The organism is Arsukibacterium perlucidum DSM 18276 (genome assembly GCF_000382165.1).
Classification (GTDB): domain Bacteria; phylum Pseudomonadota; class Gammaproteobacteria; order Enterobacterales; family Alteromonadaceae; genus Alishewanella; species Alishewanella perlucidum.
In genome coordinates this window covers 181,771-198,851 of the sequence record NZ_KB907704.1, presented here as the reverse complement: position 1 = coordinate 198,851, position 17,081 = coordinate 181,771, and the positions used below count along the sequence as shown (strand labels likewise).

At 45.7% G+C, this 17,081-nt stretch carries 12 protein-coding genes and 2 tRNA genes; 6 read left to right on the top strand and 8 right to left on the bottom strand.

Annotated features, from left to right (window positions below):
• Positions 1 to 153 precede the first annotated feature (153 nt).
• Positions 154 to 1,968, bottom strand: a complete 1,815-nt coding sequence (locus tag H141_RS19880) for a DNA methyltransferase (protein ID WP_019675181.1) — start codon at positions 1,966 to 1,968, stop codon at positions 154 to 156.
• A gap of 189 nt (positions 1,969 to 2,157) precedes the next feature.
• Positions 2,158 to 2,248, bottom strand: a tRNA-OTHER gene (locus tag H141_RS21395).
• A gap of 42 nt (positions 2,249 to 2,290) precedes the next feature.
• On the opposite strand from H141_RS21395, the gene H141_RS0105165 reads away from it, so the two are divergent.
• Both H141_RS0105165 and H141_RS0105160 read left to right on the top strand, forming a co-directional pair.
• Positions 2,291 to 3,493: a tyrosine-type recombinase/integrase gene (locus H141_RS0105165; protein ID WP_019675180.1), complete on the top strand. Its 1,203-nt coding sequence runs from the start codon at positions 2,291 to 2,293 to the stop codon at positions 3,491 to 3,493.
• Between the two features lie 910 nt (positions 3,494 to 4,403).
• Positions 4,404 to 5,822, top strand: coding sequence for a hypothetical protein (locus H141_RS0105160; RefSeq protein WP_205620340.1), 1,419 nt, complete (start codon positions 4,404 to 4,406; stop codon positions 5,820 to 5,822).
• 17 nt (positions 5,823 to 5,839) lie between these two features.
• On the opposite strand, the gene H141_RS0105155 is transcribed toward H141_RS0105160, so the two are convergent.
• Both H141_RS0105155 and H141_RS0105150 read right to left on the bottom strand, forming a co-directional pair.
• Positions 5,840 to 6,277 carry a hypothetical protein gene (locus H141_RS0105155; RefSeq protein ID WP_019675178.1) on the bottom strand — a complete coding sequence of 146 codons (438 nt, stop codon included), beginning with the start codon at positions 6,275 to 6,277 and terminating at the stop codon, positions 5,840 to 5,842.
• A 111-nt stretch (positions 6,278 to 6,388) separates the two neighbouring features.
• Positions 6,389 to 6,475: transfer RNA gene (locus H141_RS0105150), tRNA-Leu, on the bottom strand.
• A 512-nt stretch (positions 6,476 to 6,987) separates the two neighbouring features.
• Between H141_RS0105150 and H141_RS0105145 the strand changes: the two genes are divergently transcribed.
• Positions 6,988 to 7,491 carry an RDD family protein gene (locus H141_RS0105145; protein ID WP_026349243.1) on the top strand — a complete coding sequence of 168 codons (504 nt, stop codon included), beginning with the start codon at positions 6,988 to 6,990 and terminating at the stop codon, positions 7,489 to 7,491.
• An 11-nt stretch (positions 7,492 to 7,502) separates the two neighbouring features.
• On the opposite strand, the gene lptG is transcribed toward H141_RS0105145, so the two are convergent.
• Complete coding sequence (lptG, locus tag H141_RS0105140; RefSeq protein WP_019675176.1) at positions 7,503 to 8,570, bottom strand: LPS export ABC transporter permease LptG; 1,068 nt, start codon at positions 8,568 to 8,570, stop codon at positions 7,503 to 7,505.
• A gap of 1 nt (position 8,571) precedes the next feature.
• Positions 8,572 to 9,678, bottom strand: a complete 1,107-nt coding sequence (lptF, locus tag H141_RS0105135; protein ID WP_019675175.1) for an LPS export ABC transporter permease LptF — start codon at positions 9,676 to 9,678, stop codon at positions 8,572 to 8,574.
• A gap of 213 nt (positions 9,679 to 9,891) precedes the next feature.
• On the opposite strand from lptF, the gene pepA reads away from it, so the two are divergent.
• Genes pepA through H141_RS0105120 form a run of 3 tightly spaced genes read left to right on the top strand, consistent with a single transcriptional unit; the run spans position 9,892 to position 14,732 of the window.
• Positions 9,892 to 11,400, top strand: a complete 1,509-nt coding sequence (pepA, locus tag H141_RS0105130) for a leucyl aminopeptidase (RefSeq protein WP_019675174.1) — start codon at positions 9,892 to 9,894, stop codon at positions 11,398 to 11,400.
• Positions 11,400 to 11,849 (top strand): DNA polymerase III subunit chi, encoded by a 450-nt coding sequence (locus H141_RS0105125; RefSeq protein ID WP_019675173.1) that lies wholly within the window; start codon positions 11,400 to 11,402, stop codon positions 11,847 to 11,849. Before pepA ends, H141_RS0105125 begins: the two co-directional genes overlap by 1 nt.
• Before the next feature lie 15 nt (positions 11,850 to 11,864).
• On the top strand, positions 11,865 to 14,732 hold the full coding sequence (locus H141_RS0105120; RefSeq protein WP_019675172.1) for a valine--tRNA ligase: 2,868 nt from the start codon (positions 11,865 to 11,867) through the stop codon (positions 14,730 to 14,732).
• Between the two features lie 74 nt (positions 14,733 to 14,806).
• Here the strand turns inward: H141_RS0105120 and H141_RS0105115 are convergent, their stop codons facing one another.
• Together H141_RS0105115 and H141_RS0105110 are read right to left on the bottom strand one after the other, a co-directional pair.
• Positions 14,807 to 15,610 carry a THxN family PEP-CTERM protein gene (locus H141_RS0105115; protein WP_157610758.1) on the bottom strand — a complete coding sequence of 268 codons (804 nt, stop codon included), beginning with the start codon at positions 15,608 to 15,610 and terminating at the stop codon, positions 14,807 to 14,809.
• 340 nt (positions 15,611 to 15,950) lie between these two features.
• Positions 15,951 to 16,742, bottom strand: coding sequence for a THxN family PEP-CTERM protein (locus H141_RS0105110; protein ID WP_019675170.1), 792 nt, complete (start codon positions 16,740 to 16,742; stop codon positions 15,951 to 15,953).
• Between the last annotated feature and the right edge of the window lie 339 nt (positions 16,743 to 17,081).

Genomic DNA, 17,081 nt, shown 5'->3' with positions numbered 1-17,081 from the left:
ATTGTCGTTTAACTACCTGGGTAGGCGGCTATGCAAGGTAGCAAAGTTAGGGCTGAGCATTGAGCAGATCCAGTCTGCAATAAGGCAAATCATGCTCTGGGCAGCTGAATCAGACTGGGCAGTAATCAAAATGGAAAAGAGCTGATACTATGGTCAAATTCGTGGGGATCCCTCAGCTAGTTTACAATGCCAAAGCTCATCAATTTTCTGAAAAAGCTTTGCTGGGTATTGATTTGTACGACACAAGCCCACGATTACAACATGTACTTTAGCTTTATCTCGCGCGTTATTAATCCAGTTGAAGGTCGGATAAGCTATATGAATTTTAAGATTTAGATCAAAAATTGGCTGCCAAAGTAAAGCTACTTGTTCACCTTGGCATATTGAGTTTGTTGCTACAAATGATAGTTGCGAAATGGAATTTGCAATATATGATGCTCCTTTCCAAAACCAGCATGTTACATAATCGAGTTTTCCTAGTAATAATTCATTTCCGAAAACAATCTGCATATCTTCGCGCTGGGAAACTGTTCTACCGGCATGCCCTCGAAAGGGAGGATTGCCAATTACATAAACCTCTTCATCATCTTTCTTAGGACAAATAAGATGCCAATCGAGTCTTAGGCTATTACCTTGTACAATTCGGCCCGTCGAGCTCAATGGCAGTGTCGGCGGAGCTAAGCCAAACATCTCTTGCCATTGGTTGTTAAGCTGGTGCTCTGCTAGCCACAGAGATAGCCGGGCTATTTCACAAGCAAAGTCGTCTATTTCAATACCATAAAACTGGTCAAGGTGTATTCCTGTTACAAATATTGCTTGTCGTTCCAGAACCTGAAGGGCCTCTATCACTTCCATTTCAAGCTGACGTAATTCTTTATATGCAACAATCAAGAAGTTGCCAGAACCACAGGCAGGATCAAAAACTTTGATTCGCCCCAATCGCACCAGCAATGTTTTTAAGGCCTTTGCATTTTTACGTGAACTACCTAGCTCAGATCGTAGTGGTTCCAAAAATAACGGCTGTATAACCTTCATTATATTGCTGTACGAAGTGTAGTGCTGTCCTAGCCTACTGCGTTGATTAACATCTATAACGCCCTGGAACATACTGCCAAAAATATCAGGATTTATATCACCCCAGTTCATAGCGCAGCAGTCTAATAGCGTTCTTCGCCCTTTCTTTCCAAGCGCAGGTATTGGCTCATCACTGGCGAAAAGACCACCGTTTACATAGGGAAAATCCGCTAGGTGTTTCGGCAATGATTGCCTTAATTCGGCATCTTCAGGTGTGTTTAATACGGTAAACAACTGGTACAAGAAGGCATCTAAGTTGTTTCCATCCTCTTCGGTAAAGCTTTTAACGGCTAGCGTAAATTGGCCTGGCCGGAAAATACCGGTATCTTCAGCAAACATGCAGAATAATAATCGAGTTAGAAAGACATTCAGTGCATGAAGGTCTTCTTGTTGGCTTAAGTCATTTTGGACTCTGATAAGGTCGAACAACTTCCCCATCTTTTCTGCAGCAGCAACATCAGCAGGGTTCTCATTACCGATGATCGCTTTTTCTAAGCCGACTAATGGCAAAAAGAAACCGTAATTGCGCGGTAACTCATCGAAATCAATATCTAAACGATCTTTGGCAAGAGTATCCCAAGCGAGAATTCGATTTTCATCCGTTGCTATAACAAAACGAATTTTATGTTTGGTAACTAAGGGATCTGAAATACGTGCATCGAATTCACTTTCTAACCGAGCTGAATCTAAGCACGGCTGAAAATACAGCTTATTTTTAATACCCACGTGGCCCGAGTCTGACGCAACGTTTCTCGACCCACCTTGCCTAATCTGTTTAATAGTAGAGGGAGAGAAGTTGAAGGCTTCCATAAAGCGGTAGATAAACTCGCTTTGGTTTTGGTCAGAGGCTAAAGCTTCCAGTTGCTCAATTATTTTGCCCTGATTAACGGCCATAGTACTTCCAATAAAACTTAAAGATGCAATTACCTAAAGCAGATAAATCTATCAGAATCGGAGTGATTGTACAGAGAGTTACTTACCAAAATGGTTTTATATGTCGATACAGAACTTTATAGCTGGTAACCCAACCGACTACCGACTTAAAATGCAATAGATTTAAGTGTAAGATCTAGAAATGATTTTTGGTGCCTAGGGCCGGACTCGAACCGGCACGTTGTCGCCAACGGTGGATTTTGAATTAACCGCTTGTATTTTTATACCATTAAAAACATACTGTTATAATCATTTTTAAATACTATAACAGAAACTATCACAGATGACCTACCAGCACCGATCAGGAAAAGCGCGGCTTTATAAACAAGCCGGTTCAGCCAAATGGTATATGGACTATTACGATCAGTTTGGCAAAAGGCGGCAGGTTAGCACCAGAACCACTGATTTTGATAAAGCCAAAGAAATGCTGGACGAGCAAATGCTGGTGTTAAAGCTGGTTCGTGAAAACCGGCTCGATCTTGCACCACGCAGCTTTATCACGGTTGAAAAGGCCGCACAGGAAACAATCGAACATTTAGAGCAGCGTCAGGCCAAAGGCTTAAAAGACAACAAGCGCTTTTTGCTTAAAATTATCGAAAAGTTTGGTAAAACCGACATTAAAAAGTTGAAGCGTAAAGAGCTTTACGGGGTATATAACCTCGAAATGTCCGAGACAATGGTCAGGAACTACAACCGCGCCTTTAAACTGCTGTTCGACTTTTGTATTGACGCTGAATATATCGATGCTAAACCCGAATTACCAGAATCACGCATTGCAGAAAAGAACAAGCGCAAAGCACTGACGCCAGAACAAATTAAAGCCTTACATCAGCGTTTTCTTGTTAAATCAGAAACGTCTAAAAACGCCACAGGTAAAATTAACTTTATCCTGCTAAGCCTGTTTATTAAATTACTGCACCTTACTGGCCTGCGCTATGGTGAGCTACAACAGATCACATTTGCAGACGTTACACCGGAGAAAATCGGCGGTGTGGATGCTTACACGCTGGTTGTCACTAAAAGCAAAACCCTGCCCCGTGTAATAATCATCAGCGAAGATGCTTACAGGGTCATTCAGTTTGTCAAAATACAGAAAAATATTCGCGGTCTGGACACAATACACGTATTTAGTCGAGAGCCTGGCGTATTTCCCGACTTTACCAATATTTTAAAAGAAGACCGCAACCGCTATAAAGACTGGTACAAAGCCAACAATGTTGATGATATTACCCTTTACCAGTTGCGACACACTTTTATTACCGAAAAAATCAAGGAAGGTAAAACTCTGTTTTTAATTGCACAGCATTGCGGCACCTCAGTGCAAATGATCGAGGACTATTACGCTGACGCCATCGCCAATACTGACGTTAATCATATTTTTTCAAACGACCAGTTCCAAAGTGCATTGCACCTTAAAGGCCTTATGTCTGGCGCTGACCAAGAAGAACCGGATGGTGACGATTACGACAACGACGACGAAGAATAAATAATATTTCAAAATCGGCTCTTGAAACTTGTTTTTTATATGTTAACTGTAAATTAATGACGTATTTTTATACATGCTTAAAGCGTCATTTACAGTTTGGAATCAAGATGTCTTGGGCTGTAAATGGTCAGGCCGCTTACAAGGACGATCCTAGGCGGCACCCGCGAGGGTGGTTTCGGGTATTCAATCAGCAAAGGCTAAATATGTGAACAGAGGGGACAACAACGCTATCACGGTAAAAAAAAGCGGCAGTACAGCAAGGAAAGAATATTAGGAGATCACGGACAAAAGGGAGGATAGGCAGCCGCTGCTAGGGTTGTAAGTTTTGTCCAGTCGAATGTGTTCAGCAACAAGATCGACCAAGGTGAAAAAGCACCGAGTAATCCATAATCTTGTCTTAACCAGACAGGGGCTTGGTTTGCCGGTGAAAAAGTAAAGAAATAAGATCCACCTAACCAAACCACCAACACCAACACCAACACCAACACCAACACCAACACCAACACCAACAATTTTCGGCGTTTGACATTTTAATTCAATATGTTAGATGTAAATCATAAGTAATGATTTTCAATAACCATTTATTTAGCGCCCTTGCACTTTTCGCTGCGCAAAAGTTCTATGACACTATAAATGGCGCTACCGCGGGTCTAATTCTTTTGGTTAAACGAAAGCCATTACTTACTTTCGCATAACAAAAAAATTACTAACTATGAGAGAAACAACCGCCCTTTTTAAGTTTATCAACTACCGTAAAACGTCCTATAAAAAACCATTCAGCAGCAATCGAAAACGCATAAATGGATTGGCACAACTGCAAGAGTCAATCAGGCACAGCTTGCAATGCTCACTACAAGAGTTAAAAACCGTAGCCCAGTTCAACCCTGATTTGCAGCACCTGTGCTATTTAATGTCAGGAAAAACCAAGCGCCTGACCAGTTTTAGCCCTGATAAACAGATCCGCCAGTGTTATGCCGATAAACAAATTAAACGCATTAACGACCGTTTAAATACCATTGAAAGCGGCACACCTGATCAACTTCAAGCCATTGCAACAGAAAAGCAAAAAACCGATCAGGATATCCAAAACCTTAAATACAGTTTAAGGCGTTTAGGTGAGCCATTTAGCAGCATTATCAGCGACAGTAAGACCGAGATAACCGAAGCACAGATTAACGCGATCAGAGACATTGCTGAGCGAGATCCGGCGATTAAACGAGTGAAGCAAAAACTCAACACGGTAGCGAGATATGCCAAAGCTCATAATGAGCGAATAGCCTTAAACAACAAAACAAACCTGCAAGCAAACAGCACCATATTGGCGCACGAAGCCATTTTTACCATACCAGTGCATAACGGCGTTGAACTGGACAGCCAGACAATGCTGGGCATTATCAGCAGTTTTTATGAGAAGTATTTGCCAGACTTTGCCATTATGTTCGCCGTGTATCACGCCAATGAAAAACTGGCAGAAGATCAAACCGGCAACCACGTGCATATTTTTGTTGATGGTTATAACCAGACCAGCGGCAAATATGATCTGCCAAGGCAAATCAGGCTATTGGCCGATAAATATGCCCGATTTTATAAACTGCCTGAAATCGGCACAGATAAGCAGCTATCAGCAGATAAAAACAAGCGAGTTGGCGAGTATATCCAGCAGTTATTCTACCAACACGCTAACAAGCACCTGAAAGGCCAGGATCTTAAACTGGCATTTTTACCCGATACAGATGAGCGCCAGAAAGTAAGAGCCGAGATCAGAAAACAGGTCGATCTACCAAAGCACCAACGCAAGTTTAGCTTTTACAACCGAGCCAAAGAACAAACCGAACAACTCAAAAAACAGGCTAAACAAGCGATTGAAGCGGCAAAAAAAGCTAAGACAATAGCAGAGCAAGCCGAACATAAAACACAGCAAGAAAAACAGCAATTAGCGCTATTACAGCAACAGCATCAAATGGCCGCCGATAAACATAAAGAGATTGAACTTGAAACGCACTTTTTAACCTATCAGGCAGAACAGGCCAGAAAGGACGAACAGGAAGCCAGAGCGTTTTTAGATTTTGTGTTCAGGTTAAGTGCCGCACTAAATAACTGGTGGAATACGCTTACAAAACGAGTGCCTGAGCCGGTAAAAATTAAAGCTGCTGCTGAGGTATTACAAGCGCTTGATACTTGCCCAAAACTCGAAAATAAGCAGCTTAAAACAGAGGTTAATAATTATCTTGCCTTGGAGAGAAAAAAAGCAGCTGAGTTAGAAACCATTTTTCGATTCAAGCACAATAACAAGGCGGCAATCAGTTCAAAACTGAAGCCGCGCATTTAATGACAGTCCAATGATTATCAGATTAGGCCGAGTTCTTTCAAAGCTCGTTCACTTACCTCATCTTCACTCAAACCTTGGGCTTTAAGGTTTGCTTCTATGGTTTCAATGCGCTTTGAAATGATAGCGTTTGCTTCCTCTTCTGAGCAAGAGTTCTCAGCCATGACAGTCTGGGTAAGCTTGGCCATATTCGCGGCCATTTTATGCAGCATATCCATCTCGGAACTGCCTTGTTGGGGCAGCTGATTAAGTATTTCTTCTGCTTTTCGCTCTTGTTGCCGACGTTCAATTTCTTTCTTCACTTCGTCAGCCTTTTCATACTGCCTAGCGTTCATTAGCTTAGGATGCATTCTGTTCAGTTTGTCATCAGACCAATCTTTAACAGGTCTATTGTTATCCATACCACCTAAAACAAACAAAATCACCACCACAATGATGATACCAATAACTATTTCCATAATTAGACCCTTAAACTACTGACAATGATATTCCCAATATTTTCCGAAAATAGCATATCCCAAAAAAAGGGCAATAAAAAAACCGCCCATAAAGGACGGTTTTCGTTAATTTGGTGGCTCAGGTCGGACTCGAACCGACACCCTGTTTCCAGGACCGGATTTTGAATCCGGCACGTCTACCAATTTCATCACTGAGCCAAAGTTGTTCTATAACAAACTATAACAGCTAATTTGTCAAGATTCTTTAATTTTAATCGTTTTAAAAACAAAGACTTAAATTAAAAAACCCTATAACAGCGGTGAATTTTGAATCCACTGCGTCTACCAATTTCGCCACCCAGGCATTGAGAGGTCTTTTTACCCTGTCACTAGTGCAGAAACAGGACTTTGCAAAACTTTGCAAATTTTTTGCACTTTTAATAACTATTGAATCGTAGACTATTCAATGAGTTATGTCTACCACCATCTTAGACGCATTGCATTTTGAATCCACTGCGTCTACCAATTTCGCCACCCAGGCACAGGGGGAAATGCATAAAGCACTGGCATTATACGATGCTGCCTAAGGTAAGCAAGCGCTTTTATGACAGTTTGTTTTAATTGGCTTTTAATTGCACAAAATTACAGCAAGCCGGAAAAAAGCCAGGCCTGGGATCGTAAAAACGCGCGGCCGTGTTAAACTTGCCAAAGTTTTTAAACAGGACCTTACCATGCTTGCCAATGCCCCCCGAGCCGGTTTTGCCCGCCGTTTAGCGGCAATAATTTATGATGTACTGGTATTAGCAGCGCTGGTGATGCTGGCCGCTGGCGTCGCCATGTTGCTGGTACAGTTGTTGGTATGGCTAGGACTGGTTAACCTGAGCGGCTACAGTGATATAGCCGATTACCTGAATACCGGGCTGCGTCGCTGGCTGTATTTTGTTTATCTGGTGGCGGTTATTTTAGGTTTTTACGTGTATTTCTGGTGCAAAGCCGGCCAAACGCTTGGTATGCGAGCCTGGCGTATTGTGGTGATAAAGCAAAATGGCTTGCCATTAACGCCATTGCAGGCTTTGGCCCGGGCCTTGCTGGCACTTTTTGGCTTAGGTAACATCTGGTTATGGCTGCGCTGGGGCAAGGGCCTGGCATTGCAGGACCAACTTACCGCCAGCCAGATGGTAGTAATTAGTAAAGAGCATAGCAAAAGCCTGAACGTGCACCAAAGCGCCCGCTAAATCCTTTTTCGCTATACCTTCTTGCGCATAAAGTATATCGCCAGCGCCATAAACAGCAGGCTTGGCAGCATGGCACCGGCCAGCGGCGGTAGTTGATACACCAGTGCCAACGGCCCGAATAATTCGTTACTCATAAAAAAGCCAAAGCCGGTTAAGATACCTAACAATACCCGGGCTGCCATAGTAACACTGCGCAATGGCCCGAAGATAAAACTCAGCGCCAGTAACAACATCACGGCTACTGATAACGGTTGCAGCGCTTTGCGCCAGTAAGCCAGCTCATAGCGGCTGGCCTCCTGATCATTTTGTTCCAGATACTCAACATATTGGGCTAAGCCGGTCAGTGACAACATTTCAGGCTTAATGGTAACCACCCCCAGTTTATCGGGGCTTAAACTGGACCGCCATTGTTGCTCCGGCAGGTTAGTCTGCACTACCCGCTCTGCAGAAAAACTTAACTCAGTCACATTTTGCAGCCGCCACTGCTGATTGCGATATGCCGCACTGCTGGCGCTAACCACGGTTTCAAGCTGCAAATCACTGCCAAATTTATAAATGGTCAGGCCGGACAAATTACCCGCGTCGTCTACTTCTTTGATGTTAACGAAACTGTCACCGTCTTTAGCCCAGACCCCTTGCCTGGCAGCAAAAAGATTGCCATCTGAAATAGCTTTAATCCGCAGTTCGCGGGCAGCCCGGTCACTTACCGGCGCTCCCCACTCGGCTACAGCCATCACTACCAACACCATCACAATTGCCGATTTCATTACCGAGCTTATGATATTTAAGCGCGACATACCGGCGGCCTGCATTACTACCAGTTCGCTACTACTGGCCAGCATGCCCATACCAATTAAGCCACCAATTAACGCAGCCATTGGGAAAAACAACACTAAATCGCCTGGCATACTAAACAGGGTAAACAGCGCCGCGTGCACCATGTCATAGTAGCCGCGGCCAATAGAACGCATCTGGTCAATAAACCTGAACAACGCCGATAGCACAATAAGCACACTGAGAGTGAGCGCCGAGGTGGCCAGAATAGTGCGGCCAATGTATAAATCGAGAATTTTCAACATATCAGCCGCGCCCCGCTAATCTGGCACGAAAACGCTGGGCGCCGGCCCGGTTTCGCATTATCAGAAATAATCCCAGCAGCAAAGCGCCACCATGCAGCCACCACATACCCATTTCAACCGGTATTTTGCCATCCTCTAACGCCGAGCGGCCAATAATCAACAGGGCATAATAGCCCAGATAGAGCAGCAACGCCGGCAGCAGCCGGCCAAATTTGCCCTGACGCGGGTTAACCCGGCTTAGTGGTACCGCTATCAGAGTAAGAATGGGAATGGATAGCGGAATGGCTATCCGCCAGTGCCACTCGGCGGCGGCTTCTGCGCTATTTTCCTGCAATAACAAAGGCGTACTTAAGCTACTGAGTTTGCGCCGGCGCTGTTCGGCTTGTTGTTCACGCAACTGGATCTGATAACGGCCAAACTCGGTAACCTCGTAGGCGGGCGAGCGACCGTCACCCGAGTAACGCCGGCCCCGCTGTAACTCGAGCATCTGAGCGCCGGTGGCGGCATCTTCGCTAACCGCACCGGTTTCTGCATACACAATGGCATGTTGTGTTTGCTCACCGTGCAACTCAGTTTGTGCCACAAATACCCGGGATAAATTATTACCTGAACGGCTTATTTCCTGCACAAAAATAACCGCTTGTTCGTTAGCGGTATGCTGAAAACGGCCAGGCACCAGCGAAAACAACCCTACATTACTGTCTGCTTTTTCCAGCAACTGATACTCACGCTCAGTAGCCCAGGGGCTTAAGTACAGGGTAACGCTGCCGGCTAATATCGCCATAATTACCGACAATAACAAGGTCAGGCGGGTAACATACCACTCACTTACCCCGGTAGAATGTAATACCGTCATTTCACTGTCGGCATACACCCGGCCGTAAGCCACCAAAATACCCAGAAATGCACTTAATGGCAGGATAATAACGGCAAGCTGAGGTAATTTCAGGGCAACGATGCTCATTACCAGTTGGCCTGGTATATCGCCTTCAGAAGCATCAGCCAGAATTTTCACAAAGCGCTGGCTAAGAATAATACTGGTAAGAATAACAAAGACAGCCAATTGGGCGCGAAATACCTCCCCAATCAGATAGCGAAAAATAATCAAAAATGCCCCCTAAAACCTGTCTTTTTGCTGGAAACCTGGCAATTTTTAAGTAAACTTGATATTTATAGCAATTATTATCAGGCAAAGTACCGGGAAAACCGAGCTTTTTTCTCAATTCACGGTAGAATTCAGCCTGGTAAATAACTGGCGCTATAGCACCATGACAATTGTTAACGGCTATAGTAGCACAGTCTCTCAGAATCAGGAGTAAGTATGGAGTTCAGCGTTAAAAGCGGAAGTCCGGAAAAACAGCGCAGTGCATGTATTGTTGTTGGCGTGTACGAGCCACGTCGTCTTTCCGCAGTAGCAGAGCAGCTGGATAAAATCAGCGAAGGTTATATCAGCAATTTGTTGCGCCGTGGCGATTTAGAAGGTAAGCCAGGCCAGATGCTGTTATTACATCATGTGCCTAATGTGTTGAGCGAACGGGTATTGCTGGTGGGTTGCGGCAAAGAGCGGGAATTAGACGAACGTCAGTACCGCCAGATCATCGCCAAAACCATCAGTACCCTGAATGAAACCGGCTCGATGGAAGCCGTGTGCTTTTTATCTGAATTACATGTTAAAAGCCGTGATACCTACTGGAAAGTGCGCCATGCAGTGGAAACCACTCAGGATTGCCTGTATGTATTCGACCGCTTAAAAAGTAAAAAAGATGAAACCCGCCGGCCGCTGCGCAAAATTGTATTTAACGTGCCGACAAGGCGCGATTTAACCATTGGCGAGCGTGCGGTAGAGCAAGGCCTGGCCATCGCGGCTGGTATTAAACAGTGTAAAGATGTTGGCAATATGCCGCCTAACATTTGTACCCCGGCTTATCTGGCCGAGCAGGCGCAGGCATTAGTAGAGTTAACAGACAAAGTTAGTGTTGAAGTGCTGGGCGCTGAAGAGCTGGCCAGTCATGGCATGAATTCGTATCTGGCCGTGGGCCGGGGCTCGGTTAATGGCCCGAAAATGTCAGTTATTAAATATAATGGCGCCGGCAATGACAGCGCACCTATGGTGTTAATTGGTAAAGGCCTGACCTTCGATTCCGGCGGTATCAGTTTAAAGCCAGGCGATGGCATGGACGAAATGAAATATGATATGTGCGGTGCAGCCTCAGTGCTCGGCACTATGCATTCGGTTATCGCTCTGGGTTTACCCGTTAATATCGTTGCTATTCTGGCTGCCGCAGAAAATATGCCCGATGCCAACGCTTACCGGCCTGGTGATATTTTAACAACCATGTCAGGCCAGACGGTTGAAGTATTAAATACCGATGCCGAAGGCCGCTTAGTGCTGTGTGATGCGCTGACCTATGCTGAACGGTTTGATCCGGAACTGGTGATTGATGTGGCCACCTTAACCGGCGCCTGTGTAATTGCCTTAGGTAAACACGCCTCTGGCCTGCTCAGTAACCATAACCCGCTGGCACATGAAATTCTAAATGCCTCAGAGCAAAGTGGCGATCGCGCCTGGCGCCTGCCGCTATGGGATGATTATCACGAGCAGCTGGAAAGCCCCTTTGCCGATTTCAGCAACCTGGGTGGCCGCGCCGCTGGTACTATCACCGCAGCCTGTTTCTTATCGAAATTTACCCGCAAATATAACTGGGCTCACCTTGATATTGCCGGTACTGCCTGGCGCAGTGGTGGCAAAGACAAAGGTTCTACCGGCCGGCCGGTGGCGTTACTAACTCAGTTTTTAATTAACCGGGCCGGTCACAACCAGGATCACTGATGGCGGTTACCTTTTATGTGCTGGCTGATAGCCAGCAGTTACCCGAAAATGAGCTGAGCGACCCGCCAGCTCATTTTACTTTGGCATGCCAGCTGTGCGCTAACTTTTACCGCGCTAACCAGCGGGTTTTTGTTTATACTGCCAGCCAGCAAGATGCCGAACTAATTGACCAGTTGCTATGGCAGTTTGACGCCGACAGCTTTGTGCCGCATAACCTTAGCGGTGAAGGTCCGGCGCGTGGTGCGCCAGTTGAAATAAGCTGGCAGCCACCGAAACAAAGCAGGCAGGTATTAATTAATCTGGCATCTGATATACCGGCTTTTGCCAACCGGTTTGCCGACATCATCGAATTTGTTCCGGCCGGGGCCGCTGATAAAGCGCAGGCACGGCAACGTTATAAGCAATATCGTCAGTCGGGTATTACTCCAGCTACCGTCAACGCCGACTGAACAACAGGTACTCTCATGGAAAAAACATTTAATCCCAGTCAGATAGAACAAGCCATGTACAGCGCATGGGAAAGTAAAGGCTATTTTAAACCGGCCGGCGATACCGGTAACGGCAGTTACTGCATTATGATCCCGCCACCAAACGTTACCGGCAGCCTGCATATGGGTCATGCTTTCCAGCAGACCATCATGGATGCAATGACCCGCTATCAGCGGATGCGCGGTAAAAATACCTTATGGCAGGTTGGTAGTGACCACGCCGGTATTGCCACCCAGATGGTGGTAGAGCGCCAATTAGCGGCCGCTGGCTTACCGGGCCGCCACGAACTGGGGCGTGAAGCCTTTATTGAGAAGGTCTGGGACTGGAAAGCCCAGTCCGGTGGTACTATTACCTCGCAAATGCGTCGTTTAGGTAACTCTGTCGACTGGGAGCGGGAACGCTTTACCATGGACGAAGGCTTATCTGAAGCGGTGCAGGAAGTGTTCGTCCGGCTGTATCAGGACGACTTAATTTACCGTGGCAAGCGTCTGGTTAACTGGGACCCGAAACTGCACACCGCTATCTCTGATCTGGAAGTAGAAAACAAAGAACAGCAAGGCCAGATGTGGCACCTGCGTTACCCGTTGGCCGATGGTGCCCTGACCGAAGATGGTAAAAACTATCTGGTAGTGGCCACTACCCGGCCGGAAACCATGCTGGGTGATACTGCCGTGGCGGTAAACCCGGCTGATGAGCGTTATCTGGCATTGATTGGTAAACAGATACTGCTGCCTCTTGTTAACCGCAGTATTCCGATTATCGCTGATGAACATGCCGATAAAGACAAAGGCACCGGCTGCGTAAAAATTACTCCGGCGCACGATTTTAACGATTATGAAGTGGGCAAACGCAACCTGCTGCCAATGATTAACATTCTTACTCCGGACGCAACTATTCGCAGTGACGGTGAATGTTTCCATAGTAACGGTGAACTTAACCCGGCAATGACGGCCGCTATTCCACAGGCTTATCAGGGGCTGGATCGTTATGCTGCCCGCAAAGCTATCGTCACGGCTTTCGAAGAAGCCGGCTTACTGGAAAAAGTTGAGAACTTAACTAATACCCTGCCCTACGGCGATCGCAGTGGTGTGGTCATAGAGCCGTTGCTAACTGATCAATGGTATGTCCGGGTAGCACCACTGGCTAAAACCGCAGTTGAAGCGGTTGAAACCGGCCAGATTGAGTTTGTACCCAAGCAATACGAAAACATGTATTTCAGCTGGATGCGTGACATTCAGGATTGGTGTATCTCCCGTCAGCTTTGGTGGGGCCACCGCATTCCAGCCTGGTACGATAACAATGGCAAAGTATATGTTGGCCGCACCGAGCAAGAAGTACGCAGCACTTACCAATTAGCAGCTGACTTACCACTGCGTCAGGATGACGACGTACTTGATACCTGGTTTAGCTCGGCCTTGTGGACCTTTTCCACCCTGGGCTGGCCCAGGCAAACAGACGATTTAAAAACCTTTCATCCAACCGATGTACTGGTAACCGGTTTTGACATTATTTTCTTCTGGGTTGCCCGGATGATCATGATGACCATGCACTTTATTAAAGATGAAAATGGTAAGCCGCAGGTACCGTTTAAAACTGTGTATGTCACCGGGCTTATTCGTGACGAAAATGGCGACAAGATGTCTAAATCCAAGGGCAACGTGATTGACCCGCTGGATATGATTGACGGTATCAGCCTGGCCGATTTGCTGGCTAAACGCACCAGCAATATGATGCAACCAAAAGATGCCGAAAAAATTGCTGAACGCACCCGCAACCAGTTTCCGGATGGCATTAGCGCCAGCGGCACTGACGCCGTGCGCTTTACCCTGGCCTCTCTTGCTTCCACCGGCCGTGATATCAACTGGGACATGAAACGGCTGGAGGGCTATCGTAACTTCTGCAATAAGCTTTGGAACGCCAGCCGTTATGTGCTGATGAATACCGAAGACAAAGATTGCGGTTTTGGCAGCGAGCCCAAAGTGCTGTCACTGGCCGATAAGTGGATCCTGGCGCAGTATCAGCAAACGGTAAAACAAGTTGGCCACTATATCGACAGCTATCGCTTTGATTTAGCAGCAACCGCCTTGTATGAGTTTACCTGGAATCAATTCTGCGATTGGTATCTTGAGCTGACCAAACCGGTATTATTCAAAGGTAATGAGGCGGAGCAGCGCGGTACCCGCCATACCCTGATTACTGTGCTGGAAAGTTTGTTGCGTTTAATGCACCCGATCATGCCGTTTATTACCGAAACCATCTGGCAGTCGGTAAAACCGCTGGCCGGCGCTGTTATCGAAAGCACTGCAGACAGCATAATGCTGCAGGCATATCCACAGTTCGATGAAAGCTTAGCCGATGATACCGCCATGGCTGATCTGGAATGGTTAAAAGCGGTGATCACTGCCATTCGCAATGTGCGCGGCGAAATGAACATAGCGCCCAGCAAGCCGCTCAATGTGCTGCTACGTAATCTGAACAGCGAAGAGCAGCGCCGTTTACAGCAAAACCAAAACTTTTTAATGGTAATGGCGAAACTGGAAACGGTTAACGTGTTAGCGACCGATGAGAAAGCCCCGGCCAGTGCTACCCAGTTAGTTGGCAACATGGATTTACTGATCCCGATGGCTGGCTTAATTGATAAAGAGGCAGAACTTAGCCGGATTAACAAGCAACTGGAAAAAACCAATCAGGAACTGGCGCGGGTTAGCGGCAAGCTGAACAACCCTGGGTTTGTGGCTAAAGCACCGGAGGCTGTGCTTGTCAAAGAGCGTGCTAAACAAACTGAGTTAGAGCAAGCTATAGTGAAGCTGCAGACTCAGCATACTGAAATAACGGCACTTTAACACCAGGTTATCACTGTACATTTAACAAAAAACCGGAGCATGCTCCGGTTTTGTTTTTTTAAGGCTTTGGTTAATTATTTTTTAACTAAACGGCGACGACCGAAAGCTCTTAAACCTAACAAGCCCAGACCGAACAAACCTAACATGGCTGGCTCAGGAACATTAACCGGACGGGTAGTGATAATAAAACCGAACTGAGCTGGGGTTAAAGTACTCTCAGCGGTAGTAAAACCTAAACAACCATTTGCCACACCAGCTCTGGCGCAAGTCGCGTCAGGCTGTGGCGTTAAATTACCAGATAATTCGACGATACTGGCAAAGTAACTTACACCATCATAAATGAACTCACTGTTTAAAGAACCAAACTGAATTACGAAGATATCATCGCAAATCGTAGCACTTGGGAAGTTACAGGGACTTGTGTTTGGGGTTTCAATAAAATCAACAAAAAAGTCCGTCATAAAGGTTGGTGCAGCAGGGCCCGCCGGGTTAGTCGGTGTTAAGTTCAGGGTCGTTCTGACACCAGCAGTAAGCAACGTGCCGAAAGTATTAGCAAGTGTGTTGTTGTAATGCGTTATCGTGTTGGTTGGCGATGGTGTCATATCGTTGGTAAAAATATTACCCGTTGCCGGTGAATCAGTAATTTGCAACCCACTACGTGAGTTTGAAGCGTTTTGGGTGGTATCAGTATGATCACCACCAAGCGCACCCCAACTAACCAGTGACGCGTTGACGATTTCATTGGCGTTGCCACCATCAAAGGTAGCCCCGGTCCACTCCGTAGTAACATTGAAATCCCACTCTATTACTGCAGCCTGAGCAAATGGCACAACCAATAAAGCCGCACCTGCCAACATACCCTTATATAATTTGTTCATATTAATCTCCTTGTTAGAACAAAGGCGCGAACACCGGTCGGTATTCGCATCCAACATAACCAGAGCATTATCCGGGCCAGTTTTCACCCCCATGTTTTGTAACGAATTTTTATAAAAAAAATTAAATAGATGTAAACCATAGTGACACCCAAATAGCATATCGGCAAAGGCAGTTGCTTGAGTTACAACCTTATAGCGCGCCCGACAACTGCTCTATATCGAAAATGTTAACGAAGTAATATGATGTTTAGACATAAAAAAACCGGAGCAAGCTCCGGTTTTTTATCTACTTATGTCTTAACTAAATCTGAGTACTGTGTTTAGTTAAAAGCTTAAGCACTTATTTTTTAGCTGAACGGCGACGACCGAAAGCTCTTAAACCTAACAAACCTAAACCAAACAAACCTAACATAGCTGGCTCAGGTACATTTACCGGACGCGTGGTAATAAAGAAACCAAACTGTGCCGGAGTAAAAGTATTTTCCGGAGTAGTAAAACCTAAACAACCATTAGCAACACCGGCAGTGGCACAAGTAGCATCAGGCAGCGCAGTTAAGTTACCTGATAACTCAACGATACTGGCGAAATAAGTCACGCCATCGTAAACAAACTCAGTGTTTAACGCACCAAATTGAATAACGAAAATATCATCACACACGGTATCTACCGGGAAACCACAAGGACTGGTGTTAGGTGTTTCAATAAAATCTATTGCGAAGGTTGTAGTAAACTCAATCGGATCACCAACGAAAGGATTTATCGCCGTTAAGTTTAATGTTGCCAATAAGCTTGCTTGCTCTAACGTAGAAAAAGTATTGGAAATCGAATTGTTAAAATGGGTAATAGTGTTAGTTTGTGTTGGGGTCATATCGTTTGTAAATATATTTCCCACGGCTGGAGAGTCGCTAATTTGCAATGCACTACGGTTGTTTGGAGCACTATTAAAATTACCGCCGGCTGCACCCCAGCTTATCAGCGTATCATCCCACGAAGCATCACCATTGCCTGTACTAAAATCTGCGCCTGTCCATTCAATACTTACTTCATAAGTCCACTCTATTACTGCTGCCTGAGTAAATGGCGCAACCAGTAGTGCGGCACCCGCCAACATACCCTTACATAATTTGTTCATATTAATCTCCTTGTTGGAACAAAAGGGCGAATAACCGCTTATATTCGCTTTCCTCCCGATATAAAGCATTTTCCAGGCCAATTTTTATCAATATGTTTTTAAAGGTTTTTCTGCTGAACACTACCAGACCTTGTAAATTTTCATGACAGTTACTGCTGGTTTGCTCCCTGCAAGTAGTTCTGCCAGACAATTTTCTGGTAGAAAAGTAATTTTTTGATATTATTGCGCCGTGGTTTTCTGCTAACTGAAACCATCATCGCGATATCTATAATCAGACTGTAATAATTGTGCGCTCCGTTGCGTTGTCAGATCTGCTGCAACGGTTTACCAACCCGGCTC